This window comes from Phenylobacterium sp. LjRoot219 (assembly GCF_964252995.1).
Classification (GTDB): Bacteria; Pseudomonadota; Alphaproteobacteria; order Caulobacterales; family Caulobacteraceae; genus Phenylobacterium.
This window is the reverse complement of record NZ_CAXUQI020000002.1, coordinates 1,129,300-1,143,466: the sequence shown is the minus strand read 5'-3', so window position 1 is coordinate 1,143,466 and position 14,167 is coordinate 1,129,300. Positions and strand designations below refer to the sequence as shown.

The 14,167-nt window shown below is 70.4% G+C and carries 9 protein-coding genes and 1 pseudogene; 8 read left to right on the top strand and 2 right to left on the bottom strand.

Annotation, left to right across the window (positions count from 1 at the left end):
• Positions 1 to 22 precede the first annotated feature (22 nt).
• From ACSQ14_RS23310 to ACSQ14_RS23300, 3 genes are all read left to right on the top strand, one after another.
• Positions 23 to 2,134 (top strand): bifunctional rhamnulose-1-phosphate aldolase/short-chain dehydrogenase, encoded by a 2,112-nt coding sequence (locus ACSQ14_RS23310; RefSeq protein ID WP_436017007.1) that lies wholly within the window; start codon positions 23 to 25, stop codon positions 2,132 to 2,134.
• A gap of 42 nt (positions 2,135 to 2,176) precedes the next feature.
• Entirely contained in the window at positions 2,177 to 3,472 is a 1,296-nt protein-coding gene (gene rhaI / locus ACSQ14_RS23305) for an L-rhamnose catabolism isomerase (protein WP_436017005.1), read from the top strand.
• A gap of 125 nt (positions 3,473 to 3,597) precedes the next feature.
• The gene (locus tag ACSQ14_RS23300) at positions 3,598 to 4,860 is read left to right on the top strand and encodes a sugar MFS transporter (RefSeq protein ID WP_436017003.1); all 1,263 of its coding nucleotides are present in this window, start codon (positions 3,598 to 3,600) and stop codon (positions 4,858 to 4,860) included.
• Here the strand turns inward: ACSQ14_RS23300 and ACSQ14_RS23295 are convergent.
• Positions 4,857 to 6,044, bottom strand: a complete 1,188-nt coding sequence (locus tag ACSQ14_RS23295) for an NAD(P)/FAD-dependent oxidoreductase (RefSeq protein WP_436017001.1) — start codon at positions 6,042 to 6,044, stop codon at positions 4,857 to 4,859. The genes ACSQ14_RS23300 and ACSQ14_RS23295 overlap by 4 nt on opposite strands.
• A gap of 175 nt (positions 6,045 to 6,219) precedes the next feature.
• Between ACSQ14_RS23295 and ACSQ14_RS23290 the strand changes: the two genes are divergently transcribed.
• The 4 genes from ACSQ14_RS23290 to ACSQ14_RS23275 all read left to right on the top strand — a co-directional run bounded on the left by ACSQ14_RS23290 (position 6,220) and on the right by ACSQ14_RS23275 (position 12,329).
• Positions 6,220 to 8,415: a molybdopterin-containing oxidoreductase family protein gene (locus ACSQ14_RS23290; protein ID WP_436016999.1), complete on the top strand. Its 2,196-nt coding sequence runs from the start codon at positions 6,220 to 6,222 to the stop codon at positions 8,413 to 8,415.
• Between the two features lie 95 nt (positions 8,416 to 8,510).
• Positions 8,511 to 9,254 (top strand): gluconate 2-dehydrogenase subunit 3 family protein, encoded by a 744-nt coding sequence (locus tag ACSQ14_RS23285; RefSeq protein ID WP_436016997.1) that lies wholly within the window; start codon positions 8,511 to 8,513, stop codon positions 9,252 to 9,254.
• A gap of 664 nt (positions 9,255 to 9,918) precedes the next feature.
• A complete protein-coding gene (locus ACSQ14_RS23280; RefSeq protein WP_436016995.1) occupies positions 9,919 to 11,025 on the top strand; it encodes a GMC family oxidoreductase in 1,107 nt (368 codons plus the stop codon).
• Positions 11,022 to 12,329: a c-type cytochrome gene (locus ACSQ14_RS23275; RefSeq protein WP_436016993.1), complete on the top strand. Its 1,308-nt coding sequence runs from the start codon at positions 11,022 to 11,024 to the stop codon at positions 12,327 to 12,329. The genes ACSQ14_RS23280 and ACSQ14_RS23275 overlap by 4 nt, the downstream gene beginning before the upstream one ends.
• Before the next feature lie 95 nt (positions 12,330 to 12,424).
• Here ACSQ14_RS23275 and ACSQ14_RS23270 read toward each other — a convergent pair.
• Positions 12,425 to 12,721: pseudogene (locus tag ACSQ14_RS23270) on the bottom strand (DUF1244 domain-containing protein); the annotation flags it as partial.
• A 241-nt stretch (positions 12,722 to 12,962) separates the two neighbouring features.
• On the opposite strand from ACSQ14_RS23270, the gene ACSQ14_RS23265 reads away from it, so the two are divergent.
• Positions 12,963 to 14,132, top strand: a complete 1,170-nt coding sequence (locus ACSQ14_RS23265) for an FAS1-like dehydratase domain-containing protein (protein ID WP_436016991.1) — start codon at positions 12,963 to 12,965, stop codon at positions 14,130 to 14,132.
• Positions 14,133 to 14,167: the final 35 nt, after the last annotated feature.

Here is a 14,167-nt window from a genome sequence, read left to right as displayed (position 1 = left end):
TCACCTCGGGAGTGAAAGCGTAATGAACGACGTGTCCGCCACGACCGCGAGCGGCGCCCTGCTGTTCGCCGTGCCGACCAGCCGCTGGTCCGACGCGGAGGCCGCGGCGAAGACGCCCGAGGAACTGCTGCTCTATCGGTCGAACCTGCTGGGTTCGGACCTGACGGTCACCAACTTCGGCGGCGGCAACACCTCGGCCAAGCTCGACGGGATCGACCCGCTGACCGGCGCGACGCTGAAGGTGCTGTGGGTGAAGGGCTCCGGCGGCGACATCGGCTCGATGAAGCTGGACGGGTTTTCGACCCTCTACCTCGACAAATTCCGCGCAACCGAGGCGCTCTACCGCGGCCCCGAGCACGAAGACGCGATGGTCGGCTACCTGCCGCACTGCACCTTCAACCTGAATCCGCGCGCGGCCTCGATCGACACGCCGCTGCACGGGCTGCTGCCGTTCGCCCACGTCGACCACGTGCATCCCGACGCGATCATCGCCCTGGCCGCCTCGGCCGGCGGCGAAGCCGCGACGCAGGCGATCTGGAACGGCCAGATCGGTTGGCTGCCCTGGCGGCGTCCAGGCTTCGAACTCGGCGTGCAGATCCGCGACCACGTGGCCAAGCACCCAGGCCTGCGCGGCGTCATGCTGGCCGGCCACGGGATCATCTGCTGGGCCGACGACGCCAAGGGCGCTTACGAAAACACCATCGCCCTGATCGCCGACGCCGCGCGCTACCTGAACGACAAGCTCGGGGCCAAGCCGGCGTTCGGCGGCCAGGCGGTTCCGCCGCTGTCGCCGGAAGCCCGCGCGCGGGTCGCGTCGCAACTGATGCCGAAGCTGCGCGGCCTGATGACCGGCGCCCGGCCGAAGCTCGGCCACTTCTCCGACGATGCCGAGGCGCTGGAGTTCGTGAACTCGCGCGACTTCCTGCGCCTGGCGGCGATCGGCACCTCCTGCCCCGACCACTTCCTGCGCACCAAGATCGCGCCGCTGACGCTCGATCCGGCGAAGCTGCACGACGAGGCCTATCTGGCCCAGGCGCTGGCCGACTACCGCGACGGCTACGGCGCCTACTACGCCCGCTGCGCCCGGCCGACGGATCCTGCGATGCGCGACGCCAATCCGGTGGTGGTGCTGGTCCCCGGCGTCGGCCGGATCACCTTCGCCGCCGACAAGACGACCGCGCGGCTGGCCGGCGAGTTCTACGGCAACGCCATCAACGTGATGCGCGGGGCCGAGGCGATCGGCGGCTACATCGGCCTGCCGGAGCAGGAAGCCTTCGACATCGAGTACTGGGCGCTGGAAGAGGCCAAGCTGCAGCGCATGCCGAAGCCCAAGCCGATGGTCGGCAAGGTGGCGTTGGTCACCGGCGGGGCCGGCGGCATCGGGGCAGCCACCGCGGCGCGGCTGATGACCGACGGCGCCTGCGTCCTGCTGGTCGACCGCGACGCCGGCGTGCTGGCCGAGGTCGCCGCCGGCTTCCAGAAGCAGTTCGGCCGCGACGTGGTCCGCCAGGCGGTGTGCGACGTCACCGACGAGGCCCAGGTGGTGGCGGCGTTCGAGACCTGCGCCCGCGAGTTCGGCGGCCTCGACGTCTTCGTCGCCAACGCCGGCATCGCGTCCTCGGCGCCGATCGAGGAGACCACGGTCGCGCTGTGGAGCCGGAACTACGACGTGCTGGCGCTGGGCTACTTCCTGACCTCGCGCGAAGCGATCAAGCTGATGAAGCCGCAGAAGGACGGCTCGATCATCTTCATCGGCTCGAAGAACGGCCTGGCGGCGGCGACCAACGCCTCGGCCTACGCCTCGGCCAAGGCCGCCGCCCTGCATCTTGCTCGCTGCCTGGCGCTGGAGTGCGCGCCGATGGGCATTCGGGTGAACAGCGTCAATCCCGACGCGGTGATCCGGGGCTCGCGCATTTGGGACGGCGACTGGCGCAAGGAACGCGCCGGCGCCCACGGCATCGACCCGGGCGCGGAACTGGAAGAGCACTACCGCAAGCGCTCGATGCTGAAGCGCGACGTGCTGCCCGAGGACGTCGCCGAGGCGGTGTGCTTCTTCGCCTCGGAGGCGTCGGCCAAGTCGACCGGCAACATGCTGAACGTCGACGCCGGCAACGCCCAAGCTTTCACCCGCTAGATCAGGATCGAGCGGCGCTTCAGACGCCGCCGGAGGAACGACATGGCAGGCTCCCTTCCGCTCTCGACCGATCAGCTCGAAGCGCACAACGCCGAGCGCCTGGCCGCGCTCGAAGACGACTACGCCAGCCTCGGCCGTCAGCTCGATCGGCGCGGAACCGACATCGCCACGGTGAAGGCCAAGGTCGCCGGCTTCTCGGTCGCGGTGCCGAGTTGGGGGGCCGGCCGCGGCGGCACCCGCTTCGCCAAGTTCCCGCTGGCGGGCGAGCCGACCAACATCCACGAGAAGCTGGAGGACTGCGCGGTCATCAACCAGCTGGCCCGCGTCACGCCGCGGGTTTCACCTCATTTTCCGTGGGACAAGGTCAGCGACTACAAGGCCTTGCGGCAAGAAGCTGAAAGCCTGGGCCTAGGCTTCGACGCGGTGAACTCCAACACCTTCCAGGACCAGCCGGGCCAGGCGCAGAGCTACGCCACCGGCTCGCTGTCCTCCACGGTCGCCGCCACCCGGCAGCAGGCGGTCGAGCACAACATCGAGTGCATCGAGATCGGCCGGCAGCTCGGGGCCCGCGACCTGACGGTCTGGGTCGGCGACGGGACCAACTTCCCCGGCCAACAGGACTTCTCGCGCTCGCTCGACCGCTATCTGGAGGCCGCCGCCCAGGTCTACGCCGCCCTGCCCGACGGCTGGCGGATGCTGCTGGAGCACAAGCTCTACGAGCCGGCCTTCTACTCGACGGTGATCTCCGACTGGGGCTCGTCGATCCTCGCGGCGCAGCAGCTGGGGCCGAAGGCCAAGTGCCTGGTCGACCTCGGCCACCACGCGCCGAACGTCAACATCGAGCAGATCGTCGCCCGCCTGCACCGCTTCGGAAAGCTCGGCGGCTTCCACTTCAACGACAGCAAGTACGGCGACGACGACCTGGATTCCGGCGCGATCAATCCGCACCAGCTGTTCCTGGTGTTCAACGAGCTGATCGAGGCCGAGGCCAACCCGCACGACGGCTTCGACCCGGCCTACATGATCGACCAGTCGCACAACGTCACCGACCCGATCGAGAGCATGCTGTCCTCGGCCGAGGCGATCACGGCGGCCTACGCCAAGGCGCTGCTGGTCGACCGCGAGGCGCTGCACGCGGCCCAGGACGCCAACGACGTAATGATGGCCTTCCAGGCGCTGCGCCGCGCCTACAACGTCGACGTCGCCCCGATCCTGGCCCAAGCCCGGGTCGAGGCCGGCGGCGCCGTCGACGTGCTGGCCGCCTACCGCGACTCCGGCTGGCGCGAGCGCAAGGCGCAGGAACGCGGGACCGTCGGCCTGGGGGCCGGCATCGTCTGAACCAGATGCGCGCGCCGGCTCAACCGTAGCCAGTGGTCGACGCGCGCGGGGCCCGACCTGCCGCCGCTGGGCGGGCCCCACTTCTTCAAAGAACGAAAAACAGAGACCACCAGGAGGAACCCCGCATGGCCATCGAAGTCGACGCCGCCCCGCCCGGGCTGGCCGCGCCGGACCTGCGATCGTTGCGCGGTCCGCTGGCCCTGGCCGTCGCCTGCTTCGTGGTCTGGGGCCTCGCCTACGGCCTGCTCGACGTCCTCAACAAGCACTTCCAGGAGACGCTGCACGTCGGCAAGGCGGAGTCGACCTGGCTGCAGATGGCCTATTTCGGCGCCTACCTGGTGATGAGCCTCCCGGCGGGCCTGCTGCTGCAGGCGCGCGGCTACAAGTTCGGAATCGTCTTCGGCCTGTCGGTGACCGCCGTCGGCGCCTTGCTGTTCATCCCCTCGGCCCAGGCCGCCAGCTTCCCCTACTTCGTCGGGTCGATGTTCGTGCTGGCCGCCGGCCTGTGCTTCCTGGAGACCGCCGCCGACACCTACGTAAACGTGCTCGGTCCGCCGGAGCACGCCTCGCGGCGACTGAACCTGGCGCAGTCGTTCAATGCGCTCGGGGTGTTCTTCGGCCCGTTGATCGGCGGGATGCTGTTCTTTCAGGAAGGCGGCGATCCGGCCCAATCGCAGACCGCGGTGCAGCACACCTATCTGGCGATCGCCATCGCCGTGCTGATCTTCGCCGCCGTCGTCGCCCGTTCGCGCCTGCCGGAGATCGGCGCCGACCATGGGCTCGAGCAGTTCCACGCTGCGCCAGCCGGCGTCAGTCCGGCCCGACCGACCCTGAAGCGCCGCCACTTCGTCTTCGGCGTGGTCACCCAGGCGCTCTACATCGGCGCCCAGGTCGGCATCGGCGCCTTCTTCATCAACCTGGTCACCGAGACCTGGCCCGGCCTGACCTCGCGCGACGGCGCCTTCATGCTGTCGATCGCCACCGCTGCCTACCTGATCGGCCGCTTCGCCACGACCGCCCTGCTGTTGAAGTTCCGCCCGCGGGCGATCCTCACCGCCTACGGGGTGATCAACGTGCTGCTCTGCCTGGTGGTCGCCGCCGGCCTCGCCAAGGTCTCGGCGGTCGCCCTGATCGCCGTCTTCTTCTTCATGTCGACCATGTTCGCGACGATCTTCACCCTCGGCGTCGCCGACCTCGGCGGGGCCACCAAGCGCGGCGCCTCGCTGATGGTGATGGCGATCGGCGGCGGCGTGCTGCTGCCCTATCCGATGGGCCGCATCGCCGAGGCCTACGGCACGCCGGCGGCCTTCCTGCTGCCGGCGGTCTGCTTCGCCGTCGTCGCCGTTTACGGCTGGCGAGGCGCGCAACTCGCCGAGCCAGCCGGCTAAGGGTTGGCCAGCCAGCCCGCCACGCCGTTCGCCGCGGCCAGGCCGGTCGCGAAGCAGGCCTGCAGCAGGTAGCCGCCGGTCGGGGCCTCCCAGTCCAGCATCTCGCCGGCGACGAAGACGCCGGGCCGGGCCGTCAGCATCAGGGTCTCGTCGACCGCCGACCAGCTGACTCCGCCGGCCGAGGAGATGGCGCGCTCCAGGCCGCGGGTTGCGGTCAGCGGCACGGCGACGTGCTTGATCGCGTGCGCCAGGTTCTCCGGCAGGCCGCCTGCGTTGGCTTCGCGGATCAGGTTCACCGCCGCCGGCGGCAGGCCGGTGGCCTTGCGCAGGAAGGTCGAGAGCGACTGGCTGCCGCGGGAGGGCGAGAGCTTGGCCGCGAGCTGGTCCTCGGTAAGGTCCGGGCGAAGGTCCAGCTGCAGCACCGCCCGGCCGTCGCGGGCGATGGCGTCGCGCAAGGCCGCGGACAGCGCATAGACGCCGCCGCCCTCGATCCCGTAGCCGGCGATCATCGCCTCGCCGCGGACGCTCCGCCCCTCGAAGCTCAGCGCCAGCGATTTCAGCGGCGCGCCGGCGAAGCGGGTGCGGAAGGCTTCGCTCCAGTCGACAACGAAGCCGCAGTTGGCCGGACGGAACGGCGCGACCTCGACGCCCTGCGCCGCCAGAACCTCCGCCCAGGCCCCGGTCGAGCCGAGCTTCGGCCAGCTCGCCCCGCCCAGCGCCAGGATCACCGCGTCATGCCGCTGCGCCGGCAGATCGCGGAAGCGCAGCGCGCGCGCCGCGTCCCAGCCAAGCCACTCCGCCCGCGGCTGCAAACGGACGCCCTGGTCGGTCAGCCGCTGCAGCCAGGCCCGTAACAGCGGCGAGGCCTTCAGCGCCTTGGGAAACACCCGGCCGCTGGAGCCGACGAACATCGGCTGCCCGAGTCCTTCGGCCCAGGCGATCAGCGCATCGGAGGGGAAGGCGTCGAGGTAGGGATCAAGCCGGCCGGACGCCGCGCCGTAGCGCGTCTTGAACCGCGCGAACGGCTCGGAATGCGTCAGGTTGAGCCCGCCGCGGCCGGCCATCAGCAGCTTGCGGCCGAAGGTCGGCATCCGCTCGTAGACGGTGACCCGGCAGCCGCGCGCGCTCAGCGTCTCGGCGGCGAATAGCCCCGCGGGCCCGCCCCCGACGACAGCGACGCTCAAGCCTGTCTCACCATTCAATGCGTTGGTCCCTCGGCAGCGGCGCCTCCGCCCCCGCCTACCACGCGGCGGCGCGGGGAAGTAGCCGCACGCACGGGGCGAGCCACTTCGCCTGGCTCTGGCGCTCCGCCCGGAGCTGTGCACATGCTCAGCATGACAGCCGGATTGGAGCCCAAGCATGCAGCAGACCGTGCCGACCATCTGCCGCCTGTGTCCGGCGCATTGCGGCGTGCTGGCGACGGTCGTCGACGGCCGGCTGGCCGAGGTGCGGGGCGATCCCGACAACCCGCTGTTCAAGGGCTACACCTGCCCCAAGGGCCGGGCGTTGCCCGAGCTGCACAACGATCCCGAGCGGCTGCTGCACAGCCAGAAGCGCCAGCCCGACGGCGGCTACGCGGCGGTGCCCGTGTCGCAGGCGATGGACGAGATCGCCGCCAAGCTGCAGGCGCTGATCGCGACGCACGGGCCGCGCTCGGTAGCCATCTACACCGGCACCAACGGCGCGCCCTACCCGGCCAGCGCCGGCTCGGGCTCGGCCTTCCTACGAGCCATCGGCTCGCCAATGTTCTTCACCCCGAACACCATCGACCAGCCGGGCAAGCAGATCGCCGCCGCCGCGCACGGCCACTGGCTGGGCGGCGACCTCGAGTTCGAGAGCGCCGACAGCTGGCTGCTGGTCGGGCTCAATCCGGTGATCTCCAAGTCCACCGGCGTGCCGGCCCGCAACCCGGCGCAGAAGCTCAAGGATGCGGTGCTGCGGGGGATGAAGCTGATCGTCGTCGACCCGCGGCGCACCGAGACCGCCAAGCGCGCGGCGATCCACATCCAGCCGCGTCCCGGCGAGGACCCGACCATCCTGGCCGGCCTGCTCCACGTCATCATCGCCGAAAAGCTCTACGACCAGGCGTTCGTCGCCGAGCACGTGACGGGGCTCGAGGCGCTGGCGGCCCAGGTCGCCGACTTCACGCCGGACTATGTCGCCAGGCGCGCCGAGGTCCCGGCGGCGCAGCTGATCGAGGCGGCGCGGCTGTTCGCGACCTACGGCGAGCGCGGCGGGATGGTCCACCTCGGCACAGGGCCAAGCTTCGCCACCCACGGCAACCTCGCCGAATACCTGGCGCTCTGCCTGACGACGCTGTGCGGCCGCTGGCCGCGCGCAGGCGAAGCTGTGCACCGGCCGAACGCCATGCTGCCAGCCTATACGGCCAAGGCGCAGGCGATGGGGCCCTACCAGGGCTGGGGCTATGGCGAGCGCCTGCGGGTCCGCGGGCTGACCGACGCGGCCTGCGGCCTGCCGACCGCGGCGCTGGCCGACGAGATCCTGCTGGACGGCGAGGGCCAGGTCCGCGCGCTGGTCTGCATCGGCTCCAACCCGATGGCCGCCTGGCCGGACCAGCGCAAGACCCAGCGGGCGCTGGAGAAGCTGGAGCTGCTGGTGACCCTGGACGTCACCATGTCGCTCACCTCGCGGCTGGCCGACTATGTGGTCGCGACGAAGATGACACTGGAGACGCCCGGCATGACCCAGCGCTCCGAGATGCTGAAGTACTACACCAGCGGCATCGGCTTCTCCGCGCCCTACGCCCAATACAGCCCGCGGATCGTCGAGCCGCCGGCCGGCTCCGACCTGATCGAGGAGTGGGAGGTCTTCCACGGCCTGGCCAAGCGGCTCGACCGGGATCTCACCCTGACGGTCTACTATGGCTTCGGGGCCTTCATGGAGGCGCCGCCGGTGCAGATCCCGCTGGGCCGGAACGACGCCCCGACCACCGAGGAGCTGTTCGCCAAGATGTGCGCCAGCGCCCGCATCCCGTTCGAGGAGGTCTGCCGGCATCCGCATGGGCAGGTGTTCGAGGTCGACGAGCGCGTGCAGCCGAAGGACGCCGACTGCCGCGAGCGGCTGGACGTCGGCGCCGCGCACATGATGGACGAACTCGCCGAGGTCGCAGCGTTCGACTTCGTCGCCGAGCGCAGCGACCCGGACTTCCCGTTCCGGCTGATCCCGCGCCGGGCCAACAACTTCCTGAACTCGACCGGGCTCCGCGCCGCGAAGCTGCATCGCGGGAAGATGTACAATCCGACCTTCATGCATCCGGACGACATGGCGGCGCTGGACCTGCAGGTCGGCGACCGGATCACCCTCAGCTCCAGGCACGACCGGATCCCCGGCGTCGTCGAGGCCGACGCGAGCCTGCGGCGCGGGGTCGTCACCACCCACCACTGCTTCGGCGGCCTGGTCGACGAGGACGACCGGTTCATGGAGCAGGGCGGCAACGTCGGCCGGCTGGTCGCCAACGACGCCGAGTATGACCCGATCACCGGCATCCCGCGCATGGGCAACGTCCCCGTGCAGGTCACGCTCGGCTGGCCCTGAGCCGCCCGGCCACGCGACCGCCCCCCGCCGCCTGATGGAACCCGGCGGGGCGACGCTGGTTGGGCGGGGAACACGGGCTGGAGTGGAGACGGGCCATGGCCAAGGGCGTCAATCGTCGGGTCGTGGCCTTCGGCGCGGCGGCCCTGCCCGCCGTCCTGCCGATCACCGGGGCCTCCGCCGAGACGATCCGCGGGGCCGTTCCCTGGCGCGAGGGCGCCGCGGCCGCACCGCCGGCGGTCACCGATCTGGAAGGCTACGTCTACTTCACCGCCGCCGAAGCCGCCTTCGTGGCGGCCGCGACCGGACGGCTGATTCCGGCGGATGAGCTCGGGCCCGGCGCAGTGGAGGCCGGCGTGCCGCTGTTCCTCGATCGCCAGCTGGCAGGCCAATACGGCCACGCGCGGCGCTGGTACATGCAGGGCCCTTGGGCGAAGGGCGAGAAGACCCAAGGCTATCAGTTGCGGATGACCCCGGCGGAGCTCTACCGCGCGGCGATCGCGGCGATCGATCAGGTCGTCGCCCAAAACGACCCGCGCGCGGCCTTCGCGAACCTCGCCGCCGCCGACCAGGACCGGCTGCTCGGCCAGCTCGAGAAAGGCCAGCTGGCGCTGCCCGGGGTCGACGGCCAGGCCTTCTTCCAACTGCTGCTGCAGAACACCCTCGAGGGCTTCTTCTCCGACCCGATCTATGGCGGCAACCGCGACATGGTCGGCTGGAAGCTGATCGGCTTTCCCGGCGCCCGGTACGACAACCGTCCGTTCGTGACCCGTTACGGCGAGCCCTACCCGCTGCCGCCGGTCGGCATCTCCGGCCGTCCTGACTGGCAGGGCCGGGGCTAGGCGATGGCGCGCAAGCTGCCCGCCGTCGACGCGGTGCTGGTGGGCTTCGGCTGGACCGGCGCGATCATGGGCCAGGCGCTGACCGACGCCGGGCTAGAGGTCCTGGCCCTGGAGCGCGGGCCCTGGCGCGACACGCCGACCGACTTCCCGCCGACCTTCGCCCAGGACGAGTTGCGCTACTACTGGCGCCACGAACTGTTCGAGCGCCTCGCCCACGACACCCTGACGATCCGCAACACCGCGAACCAGACGGCGCTGCCGATGCGGCATCTGGGATCCTTCCTGCCCGGAACCGGCGTCGGCGGGGCCGGCGTGCACTGGAACGGCCAGGTGTGGCGGTTCCTGCCGAGCGACTTCCAGGCGCGGAGCCACAACCTCGGCCGCTACGGCCGCGCGGCGGTCCCACACGACATGACCATCCAGGACTACCCCGTCAGCTACGACGAACTGGAGCCGCACTACGACACCTTCGAGTACCTGTGCGGGATCTCCGGCAAGGCCGGCAACCTGAAGGGCGAGATCCAGCCCGGCTGGCAATCCCTTCGAGGGGCCGCGGTCGCGCGAGTATCCCACCCCGCCGCTGGAGATGCCCTGGCCGCCGAAGCTTTTCGGCGAGGCCGCCGCCAGCCTCGGCCTGCATCCGTTCCCGCACCCGGCCGCGAACTTGTCGCGGGCCTACACCAATCCCCTGGGCGTGCAGCTCGGCCAGTGCAGCTACTGCGGCTTCTGCGAGAAGTTCGGCTGCGGCAACTACGCCAAGGCCAGCCCGCAGACCACGATCCTGCCGGTGCTGCTGCGCAAGCCCAACTTCACGCTGAAGACCGGCAGCGAGGTCCTGAAGGTCAACCTTGATTCCACCGGCCGGCGGGCGACCGGCGTCACCTACATCGACGCCGCCGGCGAGACCTTCGAACAGCCGGCGGAGCTGGTGATCCTGTCGGCCTACATCCTGCACAACGTGCGGCTGCTGCTGCTGTCCGGGATCGGCCAGCCCTACGACCCGGCCACCGGCAAGGGGCTGGTCGGCAAGAACTACGCCTACCAGATCACGTCGTCGGTGAACGTCTTCTACGACGACAAGGTGCTGAACCCGTTCATCGGCGCCGGCGCGCTGGGGACCATCGTTGACGACTTCAACGGCGACAACTTCGACCACGCCGGCAAGGGGTTCATCGGCGGCGGCTTCGTCGGCGTGGTCCAGACCGGCGCGCGGCCGATCGAGACCCATCCGACCCCGGAGGGGACCCCGGCCTGGGGCTCGGCCTGGAAGAAGGCCTTCGCCCGCGACTACCTGAAGACCGCCACCATCTCGACCCACGGCGCGGTGATGAGCCATCGCGGCAACTACCTGGACCTCGACCCCACCTACCGCGACGTGCTCGGCCGGCCGCTGCTGCGGATGACCTTCGACTTCACCGACAACGAGCACCGGATGTCGGACTTCCTCACCGACCGCGCCGCCGAGATTGGCCGGGCGATGAACGGCCGCGAGATCCGGATCAACCGGCGGACCGGTTCCTGGGACGTGGTCCCCTACCAGACGACCCACAACACCGGCGGAGCGATCATGAGCGCCGACCCGCGTTCCGGGGTGGTCAACCGCTACCTGCAGAGCTGGGACGTGCCGAACCTGTTCGTCCTGGGTTCCGGGGCCTTTCCGCAGAACGCCGGCTACAATCCGACCGGAACGGTCGCCGCCCTCACCTACTTGGCGGCCGGGGCGATCCGCGACCAGTACCTCAAGGCCCCCGGCCCGCTCGTGGCGGCATGAGCAGGGCTGCGCCTCGGGATCGGGCCTGGCGCGCCGCGGCGGCGGTCGCGCTGGTGACGCTGGCGGCGCCGGCCGGCTCGTCCGCCCGCGCGCCGAACGCCGCGCCGCAGCCCAGCGCAGCGGCCCCGGCGCCCACCGCCGCGGGCGCTGACCTCGTCGAGCGGGGCCGCTATCTGACCGTTGCCGGCGATTGCGCCGGCTGCCACACCGCGCCGGACGGGACGCCGTTCGCCGGCGGGACGCCGCTGCGCACGCCGTTCGGCACGGTGCTGTCGGCCAACATCACCTCGGCGACCATGGCGACCTGGTCGCCGGACCTGTTCTACCGGGCGCTGCACAGGGGGGGCGGCGGCAAGGGCGGCCACCTCTACCCGGCCTTTCCCTACGTCTACTATGCGCGGGTCACCCGGGCCGACAGCGACGCGATGCTGGCCTACCTGAAGACCACCCCGCCGGTGCACAACAAGCTCGACCGCAACCAGTTGCCGTTTCCGTTCAACAACCGCGGGCTGATGGTCTTCTGGAACGCGCTCTTCCTGCGCGAGGGCGAGTTCCGCCCCGACCCGGCCCGCTCGGCGGAGTGGAACCGCGGCGCCTATCTGGTCGAGGGCCTGGGCCATTGCGGGGCCTGCCACACGCCGAAGAACCCGCTCGGCGCCGACCGGCAGACGGCGCGCTACCAGGGCGGCGTGCTCGACAACTGGCTGGCTCCGGACCTGACCGCCAACCCGCGCTGGGGCCTGGGCGGCTGGAGCACCGAGCAGGTCGTCGAGTTCCTGAAGACCGGCCGCAACGCCCGCAGCGCCGCGAGCGGGGCCATGGCCGACGTGGTCACCCACTCCACCTCGCAGATGACCGAGGCGGACCTGCGGGCCATCGCCGTCTATCTGAAGAGCCTGCCGGCTTCGCACGGTCCGAGCCCGCCGGCGTCGAAGGCCGCGGCCATGCGGTCAGGCCAGGCGATCTTCGTCGACGCCTGCTCGGCCTGCCACCGGATGGACGGCAGCGGCCAGCCGGGGTTCTTCTCGCCGCTGCCTGCGAACGCGACCGTGCAGCAGCGCGACCCCGCCACCGTCGTCAGGATCGTCCTGAACGGCGCCCGCGCCGCGCCCACCGACACCCGGCCGACGCCGCTCAGCATGCCGGCGTTCGGCTGGAAGCTGGACGATCGCGAGGTCGCCGCGGTCACCACCTATGTCCGCAACAGCTGGGGCAACGCCGCGCCGCCGGTCAGCGCCGCCCAGGTCGCCAAGATCCGCAAGCGCACCCAGCCTGAACCGGCCACGACCCAGGCGCAGCGCTGACGCGCGCGGCGTCAGCGTCCGGGTTCGGTCATCGACGGCGGATCGCTGGCGGGAAAGCTCTCGTCCAGCGCCTCGTCGAGGCTGGCCTCCTGGGCGGCCCGCAGCCGCTTGTTCAGCGCCACGCTGGCGTCCATCCGGGCGAGCTGGTCCGGCGTCGCCTCGCTCTGGTGGCGCGCCTTCCACTCGGACTGCGGCATGCCGTAGATCGCCTCCCGCGCCTGGTCGCGGTCCAGCGCCCCCTCCGACGCCTCGCTGACCCAGTCGGCAAGGCAGTTCCGGCAGAAGCCCGCAAGGCCCATCAGGTCCACGTTCTGCACATCGGACCGCATCTGGAGGTGCTCGACGAGGCGGCGGAACGCCGTCGCGGCGAGGTGATCATCGATCTCGGCCATGAGGAGCCTCGGAAAAATGGGAGGTGGAATTGCTGTCTCGGCGTTATCCGACTCCGGCGACAGACGGAAGTTCCGCTTCCATCGCGGGGGCGGGGTCGGAGAACTACCCCCTCGACAACGGGCGGCTGATGCGCTGTTTGGCGGTGCAGATTGAACACCTGATCAAGTAGCCGAACGCCGGTCCGCTAGGATCGTGTCGTCGAACAGTCAGGCCGCAACAGGCCCGAGGAGAGGATCCCCCATGAGCGAACGCACACTCGATACGTCGGATATCGACCAGTACCTCGGCAAGCCGGTCGACTCTTCGCCGCTGCGCGAGGTGATCGCCAACAACGACATCCGGCGCTGGGCGCACGCGATGCACTACCCGAACCTGCTGCACTTCGACCCGGCGTTCGCCGCGGCGAGCCGCTTCGGCAAGCTGGTCGCGCCGCAGAGCTTCCCGATCGCCGCCGACGACGGCCATGGCGCCGCGCCGGCCTGCGTCGGCAAGATCCCGGATTCGCACCTGCTGTTCGGCGGCGATGAATGGTGGTTCCACGAGCCGCGGGTGTTCGCCGGCGACGTGATCTCCAATGAGCGGATCCCGTTCGACTACGTGGTCAAGCAGACCGGCTTCGCCGGGCCGACCTGCTTCCAGCGCGGCGACAACTTCTACCGCAACCAGAACGGCGAACTGGTCGCGCAGCAGCGCTCCACTTCGATCCGCTACTCGGCGGCGGCCGGCGGCGAGAACGTCAACCAGGACGATATCGAAGAGCCGGTCTGGACCGACGAGGAGATCGCGGCCCTGGAGGAACGCAAGTTCACCTGGATCCAGATGCTGCACGACCTCGGCCACAAGGAGCGCTGGTGGGACGACGTGAAGGTCGGCGACCAGCTGCCCGAGCGGGTCTTCGGCCCGCACTCGGTGGCCAGCTTCACCACGGAATGGCGCGCCTTCATCGTCAACACCTGGGGCACCATCAGCCTGCGCAAGAACGACCTCGAGGCGCTCGGCTTCACCCGCGAGATGGCGGGCTACGAGAACGATCCGGACATGATGCTGATCAATCCGGAGCTGACCGACGGCGCCTATTACGGCCCGTCGCGAGGCCACCTGTTCCCGCGCTGGGCGCGGCGGATCGGCATGCCGCGGGCCTACGGTTACGGCGCGTCGATGGGCGCCTGGGTGACCGACTTCCTGGGCGGCTGGGCCGGCGAGCACGGCATGGTCGTGCACTCGATCGCCAACTACCGCGGTCCGGCGCTCAGCGGCGACATCACCATCCAGACCGCCGAGGTCGTCGACAAGCTGGTCGACGACAAGGGCCGTCACGTGGTCCAGGTGAAGCACAAGATGGTCAACCAGAAGGGCACCACCATGTGCACCGGCACGGCCGAGATCCAGCTGCCGAAGAAGGCCGGCTGAGGACGGCCCGGTCCGCCAGCTGAGTTGAGCTGACG

Bases quoted from the DNA above. Each gene is read 5' to 3' on its own strand.
- ACSQ14_RS23265 (WP_436016991.1), top strand. From the start codon at position 12,963: ATGAGCGAACGCACACTCGATACGTCGGATATCGACCAGTACCTCGGC.
- ACSQ14_RS23300 (WP_436017003.1), top strand. From the start codon at position 3,598: ATGGCCATCGAAGTCGACGCCGCCCCGCCCGGGCTGGCCGCGCCGGAC.
- ACSQ14_RS23285 (WP_436016997.1), top strand. From the start codon at position 8,511: ATGGCCAAGGGCGTCAATCGTCGGGTCGTGGCCTTCGGCGCGGCGGCC.
- ACSQ14_RS23310 (WP_436017007.1), top strand. From the start codon at position 23: ATGAACGACGTGTCCGCCACGACCGCGAGCGGCGCCCTGCTGTTCGCC.
- ACSQ14_RS23275 (WP_436016993.1), top strand. From the start codon at position 11,022: ATGAGCAGGGCTGCGCCTCGGGATCGGGCCTGGCGCGCCGCGGCGGCG.
- ACSQ14_RS23290 (WP_436016999.1), top strand. From the start codon at position 6,220: ATGCAGCAGACCGTGCCGACCATCTGCCGCCTGTGTCCGGCGCATTGC.
- rhaI (WP_436017005.1), top strand. From the start codon at position 2,177: ATGGCAGGCTCCCTTCCGCTCTCGACCGATCAGCTCGAAGCGCACAAC.